At 44.2% G+C, this 14,783-nt stretch carries 12 protein-coding genes and 1 tRNA gene; all 13 read left to right on the top strand.

Features of this window, described 5'->3' with window-relative positions:
* Positions 1–85 precede the first annotated feature (85 nt).
* The 13 genes from RDS42_RS06010 (at position 86) to RDS42_RS05950 (ending at position 14,670) form a co-directional block, all read left to right on the top strand.
* Positions 86–157 (top strand) — tRNA-Glu (locus tag RDS42_RS06010).
* A 194-nt stretch (positions 158–351) separates the two neighbouring features.
* Positions 352–2,277, top strand: coding sequence for a DNA gyrase subunit B (locus RDS42_RS06005; protein ID WP_308782846.1), 1,926 nt, complete (start codon positions 352–354; stop codon positions 2,275–2,277).
* Between the two features lie 81 nt (positions 2,278–2,358).
* Positions 2,359–4,605 (top strand): DNA topoisomerase (ATP-hydrolyzing), encoded by a 2,247-nt coding sequence (locus RDS42_RS06000; RefSeq protein WP_308782845.1) that lies wholly within the window; start codon positions 2,359–2,361, stop codon positions 4,603–4,605.
* A 129-nt stretch (positions 4,606–4,734) separates the two neighbouring features.
* Positions 4,735–5,199: a ribosome maturation factor RimP gene (rimP, locus tag RDS42_RS05995; protein ID WP_308782848.1), complete on the top strand. Its 465-nt coding sequence runs from the start codon at positions 4,735–4,737 to the stop codon at positions 5,197–5,199.
* Between the two features lie 34 nt (positions 5,200–5,233).
* Positions 5,234–6,451, top strand: coding sequence for a transcription termination factor NusA (nusA, locus tag RDS42_RS05990; protein ID WP_308782844.1), 1,218 nt, complete (start codon positions 5,234–5,236; stop codon positions 6,449–6,451).
* Complete coding sequence (locus RDS42_RS05985; protein ID WP_308782843.1) at positions 6,435–6,710, top strand: RNase P modulator RnpM; 276 nt, start codon at positions 6,435–6,437, stop codon at positions 6,708–6,710. Before nusA ends, RDS42_RS05985 begins: the two co-directional genes overlap by 17 nt.
* A complete protein-coding gene (locus RDS42_RS05980; RefSeq protein ID WP_308782842.1) occupies positions 6,700–7,023 on the top strand; it encodes a ribosomal L7Ae/L30e/S12e/Gadd45 family protein in 324 nt (107 codons plus the stop codon). Before RDS42_RS05985 ends, RDS42_RS05980 begins: the two co-directional genes overlap by 11 nt.
* Before the next feature lie 100 nt (positions 7,024–7,123).
* On the top strand, positions 7,124–9,769 hold the full coding sequence (infB, locus tag RDS42_RS05975; protein WP_308782847.1) for a translation initiation factor IF-2: 2,646 nt from the start codon (positions 7,124–7,126) through the stop codon (positions 9,767–9,769).
* A gap of 13 nt (positions 9,770–9,782) precedes the next feature.
* Complete coding sequence (rbfA, locus tag RDS42_RS05970) at positions 9,783–10,166, top strand: 30S ribosome-binding factor RbfA (RefSeq protein WP_308782841.1); 384 nt, start codon at positions 9,783–9,785, stop codon at positions 10,164–10,166.
* Positions 10,167–10,178: 12 nt separating this feature from the next.
* Positions 10,179–11,144 (top strand): bifunctional oligoribonuclease/PAP phosphatase NrnA, encoded by a 966-nt coding sequence (locus RDS42_RS05965; RefSeq protein ID WP_308782840.1) that lies wholly within the window; start codon positions 10,179–10,181, stop codon positions 11,142–11,144.
* The gene (gene truB / locus RDS42_RS05960) at positions 11,141–12,028 is read left to right on the top strand and encodes a tRNA pseudouridine(55) synthase TruB (RefSeq protein ID WP_308782839.1); all 888 of its coding nucleotides are present in this window, start codon (positions 11,141–11,143) and stop codon (positions 12,026–12,028) included. The genes RDS42_RS05965 and truB overlap by 4 nt, the downstream gene beginning before the upstream one ends.
* A gap of 22 nt (positions 12,029–12,050) precedes the next feature.
* Positions 12,051–12,944 (top strand): bifunctional riboflavin kinase/FAD synthetase, encoded by an 894-nt coding sequence (locus tag RDS42_RS05955; protein WP_308782838.1) that lies wholly within the window; start codon positions 12,051–12,053, stop codon positions 12,942–12,944.
* Between the two features lie 85 nt (positions 12,945–13,029).
* On the top strand, positions 13,030–14,670 hold the full coding sequence (locus tag RDS42_RS05950; RefSeq protein ID WP_308782837.1) for a Na/Pi cotransporter family protein: 1,641 nt from the start codon (positions 13,030–13,032) through the stop codon (positions 14,668–14,670).
* The last annotated feature ends 113 nt before the right edge of the window (positions 14,671–14,783 follow it).

The following is a 14,783-nucleotide window of genomic DNA, read 5'->3' as shown; positions in this document are numbered from 1 at the left end:
TAAGACGCCGCCCTCTCACGGCGGAAACACGGGTTCGATTCCCGTACTGGCTGCTCTTAATAAAACCGATAAAACAACAGAATAAGGCCAGTTGGTCAAGGGGTTAAGACGCCGCCCTCTCACGGCGGAAACACGGGTTCGATTCCCGTACTGGCTGCTGAAAGTGCAATCAAGCAAATTGGTTGCACTTTTTCTTTTGCCCGGAAAATAAAAGATACCGGTGTTTTTCTTGCTTCAATAGAAAAACAGGATTTAGTCTTGCAAAAGTCTTGCAAAAAAACCGGAAGATGGTTATTATAGAGAACGAATGTTTGAAATGGTAATAAGTGAAAGAAAGGAAATAGAACAGTCATGGCAAAGAAGGAAACGTATGATGCCGGAAGTATCTCTGTCCTGGAAGGGCTGGAGGCAGTGCGGAAGCGCCCGGGTATGTATATCGGAAGTGTGTCGAGAAAAGGTCTGAACCATCTGATCTATGAGATTGTAGATAATGCAGTGGATGAGCATCTTGCAGGTTACTGCAGTAATATCCACGTGGTTCTGGAAAAGGACGGCTCCTGTACGGTCACAGACAATGGAAGAGGTATTCCCGTGGATATGCATGAAAAAGGTGTATCAGCAGAGCGCCTTGTGTTTACAACTCTTCATGCAGGCGGTAAGTTTGATAATTCTGCATATAAGACCAGCGGTGGTCTTCACGGTGTAGGTTCTTCTGTGGTAAATGCTCTTTCTACGTATCTGGACATCAGGATCAGCAGAGACGGCTATGTACACCATGACCGTTATGAAAGAGGAATTCCGGTGATAGAACTGGAAGAAGGTCTTCTTCCTAAGCTGGGCAGGACAAGAGGGACAGGAACCTGTGTCAATTTTCTGCCGGATCCGGAGATTTTTGAAAAAACAAGATTTTCTGCAACAGAGGTAAAAAGCCGTCTCCATGAGACTGCTTATCTGAATCCGGAGCTTACTATTTTATTTGAGGATAAAAGAGGAGAAGAACCGGAAACGGAAGAATATCATGAGCCTGAGGGGATCGTTGGTTATATTCGGGATCTGAACCATAAAACAGAAATTCTTCATGAACCGATTCTTTTGAAAGGAGAGGCTGACGGGATTCAGGTAGAAGCTGCATTTCAGTATACCAATGAGTTTCGGGAGAATGTGCTGGGATTCTGCAACAATATCTACAATGCAGAAGGCGGAACTCATCTGACAGGATTTAAGACCACCTTTACTACGGTAATGAACACCTATGCTCGTGAGATCGGAGTGTTGAAGGATAAAGATGCCAATTTTACCGGTGCGGATATCAGAAATGGAATGACTGCCGTAGTGTCTATTAAACATCCGGCTCCCCGTTTTGAGGGGCAGACCAAGACCAAGCTGGATAATCAGGATGCTGCCAAGGCCACAGGAAAGGTACTGGGAGAACAGCTGGTACTTTATTTTGACCGTAATCTGGAAACGCTGAAGACGATTCTTTCCTGTGCGGAAAAAGCGGCAAAGATCCGTAAGACAGAAGAGCGGGCAAAGACAAATCTTCTTACGAAGCAGAAATATTCGTTTGATTCTAATGGAAAGCTTGCGAACTGTGAAAAAAAGGATCCCTCTCAGTGTGAGATTTTTATTGTAGAGGGAGATTCCGCAGGCGGCTCTGCAAAAACAGCAAGAAACAGGAATTATCAGGCAATCCTTCCTATCCGCGGAAAGATCCTGAATGTAGAAAAGGCTACCATTGATAAAGTGCTTGCCAATGCAGAAATCAAAACCATGATTAATGCGTTTGGGTGTGGTTTTTCGGAAGGCTATGGAAATGATTTTGATATCAGCAAGCTTCGATATGATAAGATTGTGATCATGGCAGATGCGGATGTGGACGGCGCACATATCTCCACGCTGCTTCTGACTCTTTTTTATCGGTTTATGCCGGATCTTATTTATGAAGGACATGTATATATTGCCATGCCGCCGCTTTATAAGGCTATGCCGAAAAAGGGACCGGAGGAATATCTTTATGATGACAAGGCTCTGGAAAAATACCGTAAAACCCATAAACCGGGCAGTTTTACTCTGCAGAGATACAAAGGTCTGGGAGAAATGGATGCGGATCAGCTTTGGGAAACCACTTTAAATCCGGAAACAAGGAGAATGAAACGTGTGGAGATCGAGGATGCCCGTCTGGCTTCCAGTGTTACCGAAATCCTCATGGGAAGTGATGTTCCGCCGCGAAAAGCGTTTATTTATGAACATGCGGCAGATGCAGAACTGGATATATAGAAGGTGAAACCAGAAGGACAGGAATCCGGATGCAGACAGAAGATCAGTGATTCCAGAGAAAGTATGTGAAAGGACGATCAAATGGAAACAAAACAGGAAAATATCATCCGTACGGACTATTCGGAGATCATGCAGAAGTCTTATATCGATTATGCGATGAGTGTGATCATTTCCCGTGCACTTCCGGATGTACGTGATGGTCTGAAACCGGTGCAGAGAAGAACTTTATATGATATGTATGAACTGGGGATCCGCTATGACAGGCCTTACCGAAAATGTGCCCGTATTGTGGGAGATACCATGGGTAAATATCATCCTCACGGCGACAGTTCTATTTATGAAGCGCTTGTAGTCATGGCACAGGAATTTAAAAAGGGAAAAACTCTTGTGGACGGTCACGGAAACTTTGGTTCCATCGAAGGAGACGGAGCGGCGGCCATGCGATATACAGAAGCCCGCCTGGAAAAACTGACACAGGAAGTATTTCTGGCAGATCTTGATAAAAATGTAGTAGACTTTGTGCCAAACTTTGATGAGACAGAAAAAGAACCTTCTGTACTGCCGGTAAAAATACCAAACATTCTGGTCAATGGGGCAGAAGGCATTGCAGTAGGTATGGCAACCAGTATTCCGCCGCACAATCTGGCAGAAGTAATCGATGGAGTCAAGGCCTATATGAAAGATAATGAGATCAGTGTCAGAGGGCTGATGCGCTACATCAAAGGTCCGGATTTTCCAACGGGAGGAATTGTTGTCAATAAGGATGACCTTCGAAAAATCTATGAGACAGGCTCAGGAAAACTGCGTATCAGAGGGAGTGTGACAACTGAAAAGCTGAAAGGCGGTAAAAAGCAGCTTGTTATCACAGAGATACCATATACCATGCTGGGAGCAAATATCGGTAAATTCCTCAATGACGTGGCATCCCTTGTGGAGACAAAAAAAACCACAGATATCGTGGATATTTCTAACCAGTCCTCCAAAGAGGGAATCCGTATTGTTCTGGAACTGAAAAAAGATACAGACGTAGAAAATCTTACGAATATGCTGTATAAGAAAACACGCCTGGAAGATACGTTTGGGGTGAATATGCTGGCAGTTGCAGATGGACGGCCGGAAACATTAAGCCTGAAGCAGATCATAGAGCACCATGTGGATTTTCTTTTTGAAGTAACGACCAGAAAGTATAATACACTTCTTGGGCGGGAGCTGGAAAAACAGGAGATCCAGGAAGGGCTGATCAAGGCCTGCGATGTGATCGACCTGATCATTGAGATCCTCCGTGGAAGCAAGAACAGAGACCAGGTGAAAAAATGTCTGGTGGAAGGCGTGACAGAAGGAATCCGTTTTAAGACAAAGACCAGTGAGAAGGCCGCAGCAAAACTGCATTTTACGGAAAAACAGGCATCAGCAATACTGGATATGCGTCTTTACAAACTGATCGGACTGGAGATTGAAGCGCTTCAGGCAGAGTATGAGCAGACCATGAAAAATATTGCTCTTTATAAAGATATCCTGGATCATTACGATTCTATGGCTGAAGTGATCATGAAGGAACTGGACGCCATCAAAAAGGAATATGGAACGAAACGCCATACCTCTATTGAAAATGCAGAGGAAGCAGTCTATGAAGAAAAGAAAATGGAAGAGACTGAGGTTTGCTTCCTGATGGACCGTTTCGGATATATGAAGTTGATCGACAAAAATGCATATGAAAGGAATAAAGAGGCTGCTCACAGTGAAAACCGCTATGTGCTGAGCTGTATGAACACAGACAAGATATGTCTTTTTACCGATACGGGAAAAATGCATACTATTAAGGCGGCAGATATCCCTCTGGTCAGATTCCGCGACAAAGGTACCCCGGCAGATAATCTGAGTAATTATGACAGCAGCACGGAACAGATCCTTTATGTGGCGCCGGTAAGTCAGATCCGAAATAACAGTCTTCTGTTTGTGACAAAAGCATCTATGTGCAAGCTGGTGGACGGGGCGGAATTTGATGTGTCAAAGCGGACTATCGCATCCACAAAGCTTGGAGAGGATGACAGCCTGATCTTTGTGGGAGGTTCGGCTGAGATGGAACAGGTGGTTCTTCAGAGTGCGGGAGGATGCTTCCTGAGATTCCTGAAACAGGAGATTTCTGTTATGAAGAAAACTGCTGTGGGAGTCCGCGGAATGCGGCTTGCAGATGGAGATTACCTGGAATCAGCATATCTTCTTGGAGGACATCAGGAGTACACGATCACCTATCATGATAAGCCTTATTCTCTGAATAAAGTGCGTCTTGCAAAGAGAGATACCAGAGGTGTAAAGCCCAGGGTTTAAAATAATCCTTGCTTTTCCTTATAGATGGTGCTATGATAAATACAACATGATAACGGATAGCATAAGAGTGGACTTCGGTCCACTCTTTTTGCGACAGGAGTCCGTATGTGCGAAAGGCAGGTGGAAAATATGAGCAGACGGGAAGAATATGAACAGAAAGCAGAAGCACTGCTTGCTCCGATTGTTGAAGAGCAGGGATTTGAACTGGTAGATGTAGAGTATGTAAAGGAAGCAGGAAACTGGTACCTTCGCGGCTATATTGATAAACCAGGCGGGATCACCGTAAACGATTGTGAGGCAGTGAGCCGTAAGTTCAGCGACAGGCTTGATGAGGATGATTTTATTGAAGACAGCTATATTATGGAAATCAGCTCTCCCGGGCTTGACAGACCGCTGAAAAAGGAAAAGGATTTTGCAAGAAGTATGGGAAAAGCAGTAGAAATACGTACCTATCGTCCCATAGAAAAACAAAAGGAATTCAGCGGGGTCCTTACTGCATATGATGATAACAGTGTGACGATCGATGAGGACGGCGCTTTGCGCACATTTGATAAAAAGGAAATTGCCCTGATCCGTTTAAAAATCGAATTCTGACAGTGTCTGAAAAAAATAGGAGGAAAGAAGAAAAATGAACAGAGAGTTAATGGAAGCGCTGGATATTCTTGAAAAAGAAAAGAATATCAGTAAAGATACACTGCTGGAGGCTATTGAGCAGTCACTGATCCAGGCTTGCAAGAATCATTTTGGAAAAGCTGATAATGTACATGTGACCATTAATCCGGAAACATGCGACTTCAGCGTTTATGCAGAGCGTATGGTAACGGATTTTGTGGAAGACCCGGCTCTTGAGATTTCACTGGTGGATGCACAGAAGATCAATGCAAATGTAGAAGAGGGAGATACCGTTAAAGTAGAGATACAGTCCAAAGAGTTTGGAAGGATCGCTACGCAGAATGCAAAAAACGTGATTCTTCAGAAGATCCGTGAGGAGGAACGCAAGGTTCTTTATGATCAGTATTACGGACAGGAAAAAGAAGTGGTTACCGGTATTGTTCAGCGAGTGATGGGCAGAAATGTCAGTGTGAACCTTGGAAAAGCCGATGGTATCTTAAGTGAGAACGAGCAGGTAAAAGGCGAGGAATTCCATCCTACAGAAAGAATCAAGGTTTATATTCTTGAGGTTAAGGATACTCCCAAGGGACCGCGTATCCTCTGTTCCAGAACTCATCCGGGACTTGTGAAGAGACTTTTTGAATCTGAAGTTGCCGAGGTAAGAGACGGCACTGTTGAAATTAAGAGTATTGCCAGAGAAGCAGGTTCCCGTACAAAGATCGCGGTATGGAGCAATGATCCTGATGTAGATCCGGTAGGCGCATGTGTAGGTATGAACGGCGCCAGAGTCAATGCTATTGTAGAAGAGCTTCGCGGAGAAAAGATCGACATTATCAACTGGGATGAAAACCCGGCGATCCTTATTGAAAATGCACTGAGCCCTGCAAAGGTTATTGCAGTTATGGCTGATCCGGATGAAAAGACAGCCCTTGTGGTGGTGCCGGATTACCAGCTTTCTCTTGCCATCGGCAAAGAAGGTCAGAATGCCCGTCTTGCTGCCCGTCTTACCGGTTTTAAGATTGATATTAAGAGTGAGACCCAGGCAAAAGAATCTGGAGAACTGTATGATTATGAAGAGGAAGAGTATTCTGAGGAGGAATATTTTGACGAAGAACATGACAGTGAACCGGCTGAAAATGAAGAAACTGAGACTGAGATAGCTGAAGAAGCTGAAACAGCAGAAGTGACCGATGCTGCTGAAGACGGCGAAGAAGAATATGAAAATGAAAACTAAGATTCCCATGCGCCAGTGTACCGGATGCAGGGAAATGAAAAACAAAAAAGAAATGATGAGGGTCCTGAGAACTCCGGAGAATGAGATTATTCTTGACGCTACCGGAAGGAAGAACGGAAGAGGCGCATATATCTGCAGATCCATGGAATGTCTGGATAAGGCGGTTAAAAATCATGGATTAGAACGTTCTTTAAAAACAGGGATCCCGCAGGAGGTCTACGAAGACCTGAAAAAGGAGTTTGAAGAGCTTGACAAATAAAAGCAATCCAAAGGTGCTGTCTCTTGTAGGGCTTGCAACACGGGCCGGAAAAACAGTCAGCGGAGAATTCTCTACTGAAAAATCTGTAAAATCAGGAAAGGGTTATCTGGTACTGGTGGCAGGAGACGCATCAGAAAATACACGGAAGAAATTTCAGAACATGTGTGAATTTTATGAAGTGCCGTGTTATGTCTATGGTGACAAAGCGGAACTGGGAAAATACTGCGGAAAGGAATTCCGTGCAAGCCTTGCCGTGCAGGATGAAAATTTTGCAAAAGCGATATTAAAGGAGCTTGGAAAATCATCAGCCTGAAGGAGGAAATTGCATGGCAGATCATAAATTGACAGAAAAAATAACAAAAAGGGGAAAGGAGCAGATTACCAAGGTGGATAATTCCAGAACAGAAGAAAAGATGGTAACAGCGAAGCCAGAAGCAGAGAAAGCGGAGGCTCCCAAAAAGAAAAAAAATATAATCCGCGTTTATCATGCGCAGAATGCAAGTGATGGAGGCAAAAACAGAACAAAACGTCCGGTTCAGGAGAAAAAGCCAGGTACAAGACCGCAGGCGCCAAAAGCTCCTAGAAATGCGGAGACAGTATCTAAAAAGCCTGAAAATCAGGTGAGAAAGCCGGCAGAGACAAAAGCAGCAGAAGCATCTGTACAGAAAAGTACAGAAGCACCAAAACGCCAGGCGGATAATCAGAACAGAAACAGCCAGCGTCCGGCAGAAGGAAATCAGGGGAGACCTCAGAACCGTCAGCCAAGAGAACAGAGAGACGGCGCAAGAGACAATGGCAGAGGCCGTGATTTCAAAGGCGGAGACAGAAGACCTGACAACAGAAATCAGGGAGACAGAAGACCTTCTGACAACAGAGGTCAGGGAAGACCTTCCAGAAATAATGAAGGACGTCCATTCAGAAATGACGGTGAGGGAAGACCTGCAAGAAATAATCAGGGAGACAGAAGACCTGATAACAGAAACCAGGGAGACAGAAGACCTTCCGACAACAGAGGTCAGGGAAGACCGGATGGAAATAACCGTTTCGGCGGCGGACGTTCCGGACAGCGTCCGGGAGCAGGAAGAAGAAATGACAGTGACGCAGTATTTACGCCGGAACTGACAAAAACTTCCAAAGACAGCAAGAGAGAACGAGACAGAGAAAATAAAAACAAGAAAAAAGATTTTGACAAATCTCAGGGCGGCGGACACAGACCAAACCAGGGCGGAAGAAGAAATATGTCCAGACTGCCGAAGGCTCTTCAGAAGCCGACGCCGCAGCCGAAGCAGGAAGAAAAGAAACCTGAGGTTAAGGAAATCACACTTCCTGAGAAGATGACAATCCGTGAACTGGCAGAGGCTATGAAGATGCAGCCGTCAGTGATCGTGAAAAAACTTTTCATGGAAGGCACTATGGTAACCGTAAACCATGAAATCGATTTTGAAAAGGCACAGGAGATCGCTCTTGGATATGACATCATTGCAGAACCGGAAGAAAAAGTAGATGTGATCGGAGAACTTCTGAAAGAGGAAGAGGAAAATGAAGAAGATATGGTTTCCAGACCTCCGGTAGTCTGTGTTATGGGTCATGTTGACCACGGTAAGACATCTCTTCTGGATGCTATCCGAAATACCAGCGTTACAAGAGGAGAAGCCGGCGGCATCACACAGCATATCGGCGCATATGTAGTTGATTGCAACGGTCAGAAGATCACTTTCCTGGATACACCAGGTCATGAGGCATTTACGGCTATGCGTATGCGCGGTGCCAATGCTACAGACATTGCAGTTCTCGTTGTTGCGGCAGACGATGGTGTTATGCCTCAGACAGTAGAAGCGATCAGCCATGCCAAGGCTGCTGGCGTAGAGATCATTGTTGCTATCAACAAGATCGATAAGCCAAGTGCAAATGTGGAAAGAGTAAAACAGGAACTTTCTGAATATGAACTGATCCCGGAGGACTGGGGCGGAAGTACTATTTTTGTACCGGTTTCTGCACATACCGGAGAGGGAATCGACAGCCTTCTGGAAATGATCCTTCTTTCTGCAGAAGTATGCGAACTGAAAGCAAATCCAAACCGTGCGGCAAGAGGTCTTGTTATTGAGGCACAGCTTGATAAAGGCAAAGGACCGGTAGCGACTATTCTTGTACAGAAGGGAACACTTCATGTAGGAGATTTTATTGCAGCAGGTGCATGCAGCGGTAAAGTACGTGCCATGATGGATGACAAGGGACGCAGAGTAAAAGAAGCTGGTCCGTCTACACCGGTTGAAATCCTGGGACTTGGAGATGTGCCAAACGCAGGAGAGATCCTGATGTCCTTCCCAAGTGATAAGGAAGCGAAAAACTTTGCAGGTGCATTTGTATCTGAGAATAAGAACCGTCTTCTTGAGGAGACGAAAGGTAAGCTTTCTCTGGACAATCTTTTTGATCAGATCCAGGCAAGTGATCTGAAAGAACTGCCTCTTATTGTTAAAGCAGACGTGCAGGGATCAGTAGAGGCTGTGAAACAGAGCCTTACAAAACTTTCCAATGAAGAAGTTGTTGTCCGTGTGATCCACGGCGGAGTAGGTGCTGTCAATGAATCTGACGTATCTCTTGCGGCTACCTCCAATGCCATCATCATTGGATTTAATGTACGTCCGGATGCAATGGCAAAACAGCTTGCAGATCAGGAAGGGGTAGATCTTCGTCTGTACAGAGTTATCTATCAGGCGATCGAAGATGTAGAAGCCGCTATGAAGGGTATGCTTGATCCGGTTTATGAAGAGAAAGTTATCGGACACGCAGAAGTACGCCAGCTGTTTAAGGCATCCGGTGTGGGAACTATTGCAGGAAGCTATGTGCTTGACGGTATGTTCCAGAGAAACTGCAAGGTTCGTATCACAAGAGAAGGCGATCAGATCTTTGAGGGCGAGCTGGCATCCCTTAAGAGATTTAAAGACGATGTAAAAGAAGTTAAGGCAGGCTACGAGTGTGGTCTTGTATTTGACGGTTTCAATGACATTAAAGAAGAAGACCACGTTGAAGCCTATATCATGGTGGAGGTACCAAGATAGGAGTGAGGCATAAATGAGAAAAAACAGCATAAAGAATACAAGGATCAACGGTGAAGTTTTGAAGGAATTAAGCGCTATTATCCGAGGCGAGATCAAAGACCCGCGTATTCATCCCATGACATCTGTCATGGCTGTAGAAGTGGCTCCTGATTTAAAAACATGTAAAGCATATATCAGTGTGCTTGGTAATGACGAGGCAAAAAAAGCAACCATCACAGGACTTAAAAGTGCAGAGGGCTATATCCGGCGTCAGCTTGCAAAGAACCTGAATCTCAGAAATACGCCGGAGATCCGTTTCATTCTGGACGAATCCATAGAATATGGTGTAAATATGTCGAGAATGATCGATGAGGTAACCAGGAAAGAAGCTTCCCGCGAGATGACGGAGGAAGAATAAGAGGGATAGATCATGAATAATATTTCTGAAGTACTGGATGGTGTAAAAAAAGTAGGAATCGGCGGACATATAAGACCGGATGGTGACTGTGTTGGTTCCTGCATGGCTTTGTACCTGTATATAAAAAATAATTATCCGGAAATCAGTGTTAAGGTATACCTGGATTCTCCCAAGCCTGTTTTTGATCACATTGACAGAATCGGAGAAATCCATACAGAGGCAGACGGTGATCAGGAATTTGACCTTTTTGTTACATGTGATGTAAGTGCAAGAGATCGTTTAGCTATCGTCGACAGATATTTTGACAGGGCTAAAAAGACCGTTTGCATCGATCATCATATAAGCAATACAGGATTTGCTGATGTCAACTATATAAAAGGTGATGTAAGCTCCTGCTGTGAAGTTCTTTATGGTCTTATGGATAAGGATAAGGTGGATCAGTCTGTGGCAGCAGCTGTTTACACAGGCATGATCCACGATACAGGAGTATTCCAGTACTCATCTACTTCTCCGGAGACCATGAGGATAGCCGGAGAACTGATGAAGACCGGCTTCGAATTTAACCGGATCATCGATCAGTCCTTTTATGAAAAAACATATCTGCAGAACCAGGTTATGGGAAGAGTGCTGGCAGAAAGCATTCTTCTTATGAACGGAACCTGCATTATCGGGTATCTGAGAAAAAAGGATATGGATTTCTATGGTGTAGATGGAAAAGATCTGGATGGAATTGTAAGTCAGCTTCGTCTTACAAAGGGGGTAGAGGTCGCGATGTTTCTCTATGAAATGGAGACACAGACCTTTAAGGTGTCTCTCAGATCCAATGGAAACGTGGATGTAAGCAAGGTGGCTGTATATTTTGGCGGAGGCGGACATACAAGAGCTGCAGGCTGTGATCTTCAAGGCTCTATGTATGATGTGATCAACAATGTGACACGGGAGATATACCGCCAGATATGTCTGGAGACAGAAAAATGATGGATGGAGTTTTAGTCGTCAGGAAAGAAAAGGGGTTTACCTCCCATGATGTGGTTGCAAAACTCCGTGGTATCCTTCATATGAAAAAAATCGGCCATACAGGAACTCTGGATCCGGATGCGGAAGGTGTTCTTCCTGTTGTACTGGGAAAGGCTACCCGTCTTGTGGAAATGCTTACAGAAAAAGAAAAGACATATGAGACAGTTCTCCATCTTGGAATCGAAACAGACACTCAGGATATGACAGGACAGGTTCTGAAGGAACTTCCCGTTCAGGTTTCAGAAGAAAAGCTTAAAGAAACCGTAGAGAGCTTTTTAGGTGAGCAGCAACAGATCCCGCCTATGTATTCGGCTCTGAAAGTAAACGGGAAAAAACTTTATGAGCTTGCCAGAGAGGGAAAAACTGTAGAACGTAAAGCACGGCCTGTGACCTTTTCTGAAATTCAGATCATGGAGATGGATTTTCCGCTGATTAAACTGTCCGTAACCTGCAGCAAAGGAACATATATCCGTACACTTTGCCATGATATCGGGCAAAAACTTGGCTGCGGAGGGTGTATGGAAGAGCTTCTCCGTACACGTTCCGGCCAGTTTACTTTAGAAGAAAGTCTGACTCTGGATGAAATCCAGCAGCTGATGCAGCAAGGCAAACTGGAAGAACATTTGGTGGGAATTGAGGAAATCCTTGAAAACTATCCGACAGTCCGCTGTACCGAAATGGCAGACAGACTTCTGGAAAATGGAAATCCTGTAGGGGAAAATCTGGCAGAAACTGGATGCAGAGAAGGATGGGTCAGGATGTATACCAGCAAGGGTGTGTTTATCGGTATTTACCAGTGGCATAAAGCCAGCGCCTCTTATCGTCCGGTAAAGATGTTTTTATGAAGCAGAATGTCAGGAGCAGATCATGGAATACATGACAATAGAAGGCCAGTTTCCAAGATTGTGCGGCAGTGCAGTGACTTTGGGAAAATTTGACGGAGTACACAAAGGACACAGAAAGCTGATCAGCAGGATTCTGGAGCAGAAAAAAGAAACAGGGGCGACAGCAGTCGTGATCGCCTTTGTTTCAGACAGAAAAACAATTTTTACAAAAGCAGAACGCAGGGATCTTCTGGAACATATGGGAGTAGACGTGCTTTTGGAATGTCCTCTGAACAGCGAGATCAGGCATATGAAGGCGGAGAGCTTTATACGCCAGGTGCTTGTGGGAGCGCTTCAGGCGTCCTATGTTGCAGTAGGAGAAGACTTTCGGTTTGGTTTTGAGCGAAAAGGAACTCCGGATCTTCTGGTAAACGCCGGAGCCAGATATGGTTTCAAGGCAGATATTCTTTCCAAGGAAATGGAAGGAACCAGAAAGATAAGCAGTACCTATATCAGAGAAGAGCTTGCAAAAGGAAATATGGAAAAAGTTTCTTCCCTTCTGGGCAGAGATTATTTTATATCCGGGGTGGTAGAGCATGGACGGGGAATGGGACACAGAGATTTTTTTCCTACAGCAAATCTCATCCCAATGCCGGAAAAACTGCTGCCTCCAAATGGCGTTTATGTCACGTTGTCCAGTTTTGGTCAGGAAATCTATCCTGGCATTACAAATGTAGGTTACAAGCCTACCATAGGGGAAACCTTTGTAGGAGTGGAATCATATTTATTTGACTGTGAAAAAAATCTTTATGGAAAGACCTGTACCGTGGAATTTCGAAAATATTTAAGAGAAGAGCACAAGTTTTCTTCTTTTGAGGCTTTGAAAAAGCAGATTCAGGAAGATATCCGTAAAGGAAAAGATTATTTCAGCAGATGATATTCTGCAATAAGGTCGGTAAATATACATTTTCTTTAATAGGAAGATCATTGATAAAGAAAGAATATACAAGGGAGAACAGAGAATGGCAGGGATTATTCTTGGGTTAATGGGCGGCCTTGGTATGTTTTTGTACGGCATGAAGCTTATGAGCGATGGCCTGGAAAAAGCAGCAGGGGCTAAAATGAGAAGTATTCTGGAGTTTTTTACAAAAACTCCGTTAAGAGGAATCCTCGTCGGAACATTTTTTACGGCGGTGATCCAGTCTTCAAGTGCGTCTACGGTTATGGTAGTCAGTTTTGTAAATTCCGGACTGATGAATCTTTATCAGGCAGCAGGCGTGATCATGGGTGCCAATATCGGTACCACAGTAACTTCGCAGCTGATTTCTTTAAATCTGTCTGCACTTGCACCGGCTATTGTTATGGCAGGTGTGATCATGGTAATGTTCTGTAATAAAACAAAGATCCAGAGAGCAGGAGAAGTCCTTCTGGGATTTGGTATTCTTTTTATGGGACTTTCCGGAATGTCAGATTCTATGTCTGTACTTCGTGAGTCACCGCAGGTAGTAGAGATCATGAGCTCACTGACCAGTCATTTTCTGGCGGTTATTGTGGGTATTGTAGTGACTACTGTGCTTCAGAGTTCCTCTGCAACAGTAGGTATCGTCCTTCTTCTTGCACAGCAGGGACTTCTGGATATCCGTATCTGCTACTTTATAATTTTTGGATGTAATATCGGATCCTGTGTATCTGCGCTTCTTGCTTCTATCAATGGCAAGAAAATTGCCAAGCGTGCAGCGCTGATCCATTTGTTCTTTAACATTATTGGAACAGCAGTTATGTATCTGGTATTCAGTTTTGCACTGGAGCCTATTACCCATATGCTCAGCGTTATGTCTCATGGAAATGTGGCAAGAGAAGTTGCCAATGCTCATACCTTGATCAAAGTTGCGGAAGTACTGCTTCTGTTTCCGTTTATTAAGCAGATCGTTAAGCTTACAGGTTTATTTGTACGGGAAGAAGACAAACCGGCAGCACAGGAATTCCAGCTTCAGTATATTGGTGAAAAATCTGTATTCTCTCCTACAACAGCAGTATTTGAGGCTACCAGAGAGATGGAGCGTATGGGAAATATCGCTATCCGTAACCTGAAAGCTTCTATGGATGCATTTTTCACAATGAATGAGAAAGAAATCCAGGAAGTTTATGAGACAGAGGATCAGATCAATCTTTTGAATCATGCCATAACAGATTATCTTGTAAAAGTAAACCAGACTACTATTCCTACAGACGATAAAAAGAGTATCGGCGGACTTTTCCATGTGGTCAATGACATTGAGCGTATCGGAGATCATGCAGAAAATGTAGCAGATGCAGCAAAACAGAGAATGGAAAATCAGGTGGAATTCAGTCCTCAGGCTAAGAGAGAGCTGAATGAAATGCTTGATATGGTAGTAAAGATCACTACTTATGCACTGGATATGTTCTCTCATAATAATCAGGAGCACATGCAGGAAATCCTGGATCTGGAAGACAGGATCGACCGTATGGAAAGAGAACTTCAGGAATCTCATATTCAGCGACTTACAAGAAATGAATGTACGGCATCAGCAGGTATGATGTTCTCAGACATTCTGTCCGGGCTGGAGCGAGTAGCTGACCATGCGACAAACATTGCCTTTTCACTTACAGATGAAGAGGGACAGGATCTTACAAAAAAATAAATTGTTATTTACACACAATATCTTTTGTGCTATACTATTTGAGGTGTAAATCAGCCCGTATTCAGAGACAGGAATCTCCAACCATTTCTTAATGCGCGGCGGTTATAGACGGC

It is taken from the genome of uncultured Blautia sp., assembly GCF_902497045.1.
Taxonomy (GTDB): Bacteria; Bacillota; Clostridia; order Lachnospirales; family Lachnospiraceae; genus Blautia_A.
This window is presented reverse-complemented; position numbering and strand designations above follow the sequence as displayed.

Excerpts from the sequence above, each read along its gene's own strand:
- RDS42_RS06005 (WP_308782846.1), top strand. The coding sequence starts at position 352 with ATGGCAAAGAAGGAAACGTATGATGCCGGAAGTATCTCTGTCCTGGAA.
- RDS42_RS06000 (WP_308782845.1), top strand. The coding sequence starts at position 2,359 with ATGGAAACAAAACAGGAAAATATCATCCGTACGGACTATTCGGAGATC.
- rimP (WP_308782848.1), top strand. The coding sequence starts at position 4,735 with ATGAGCAGACGGGAAGAATATGAACAGAAAGCAGAAGCACTGCTTGCT.
- nusA (WP_308782844.1), top strand. The coding sequence starts at position 5,234 with ATGAACAGAGAGTTAATGGAAGCGCTGGATATTCTTGAAAAAGAAAAG.
- RDS42_RS05985 (WP_308782843.1), top strand. The coding sequence starts at position 6,435 with ATGAAAATGAAAACTAAGATTCCCATGCGCCAGTGTACCGGATGCAGG.
- infB (WP_308782847.1), top strand. The coding sequence starts at position 7,124 with ATGGTAACAGCGAAGCCAGAAGCAGAGAAAGCGGAGGCTCCCAAAAAG.
- rbfA (WP_308782841.1), top strand. The coding sequence starts at position 9,783 with ATGAGAAAAAACAGCATAAAGAATACAAGGATCAACGGTGAAGTTTTG.
- RDS42_RS05965 (WP_308782840.1), top strand. The coding sequence starts at position 10,179 with ATGAATAATATTTCTGAAGTACTGGATGGTGTAAAAAAAGTAGGAATC.
- truB (WP_308782839.1), top strand. The coding sequence starts at position 11,141 with ATGATGGATGGAGTTTTAGTCGTCAGGAAAGAAAAGGGGTTTACCTCC.
- RDS42_RS05955 (WP_308782838.1), top strand. The coding sequence starts at position 12,051 with ATGGAATACATGACAATAGAAGGCCAGTTTCCAAGATTGTGCGGCAGT.
- RDS42_RS05950 (WP_308782837.1), top strand. The coding sequence starts at position 13,030 with ATGGCAGGGATTATTCTTGGGTTAATGGGCGGCCTTGGTATGTTTTTG.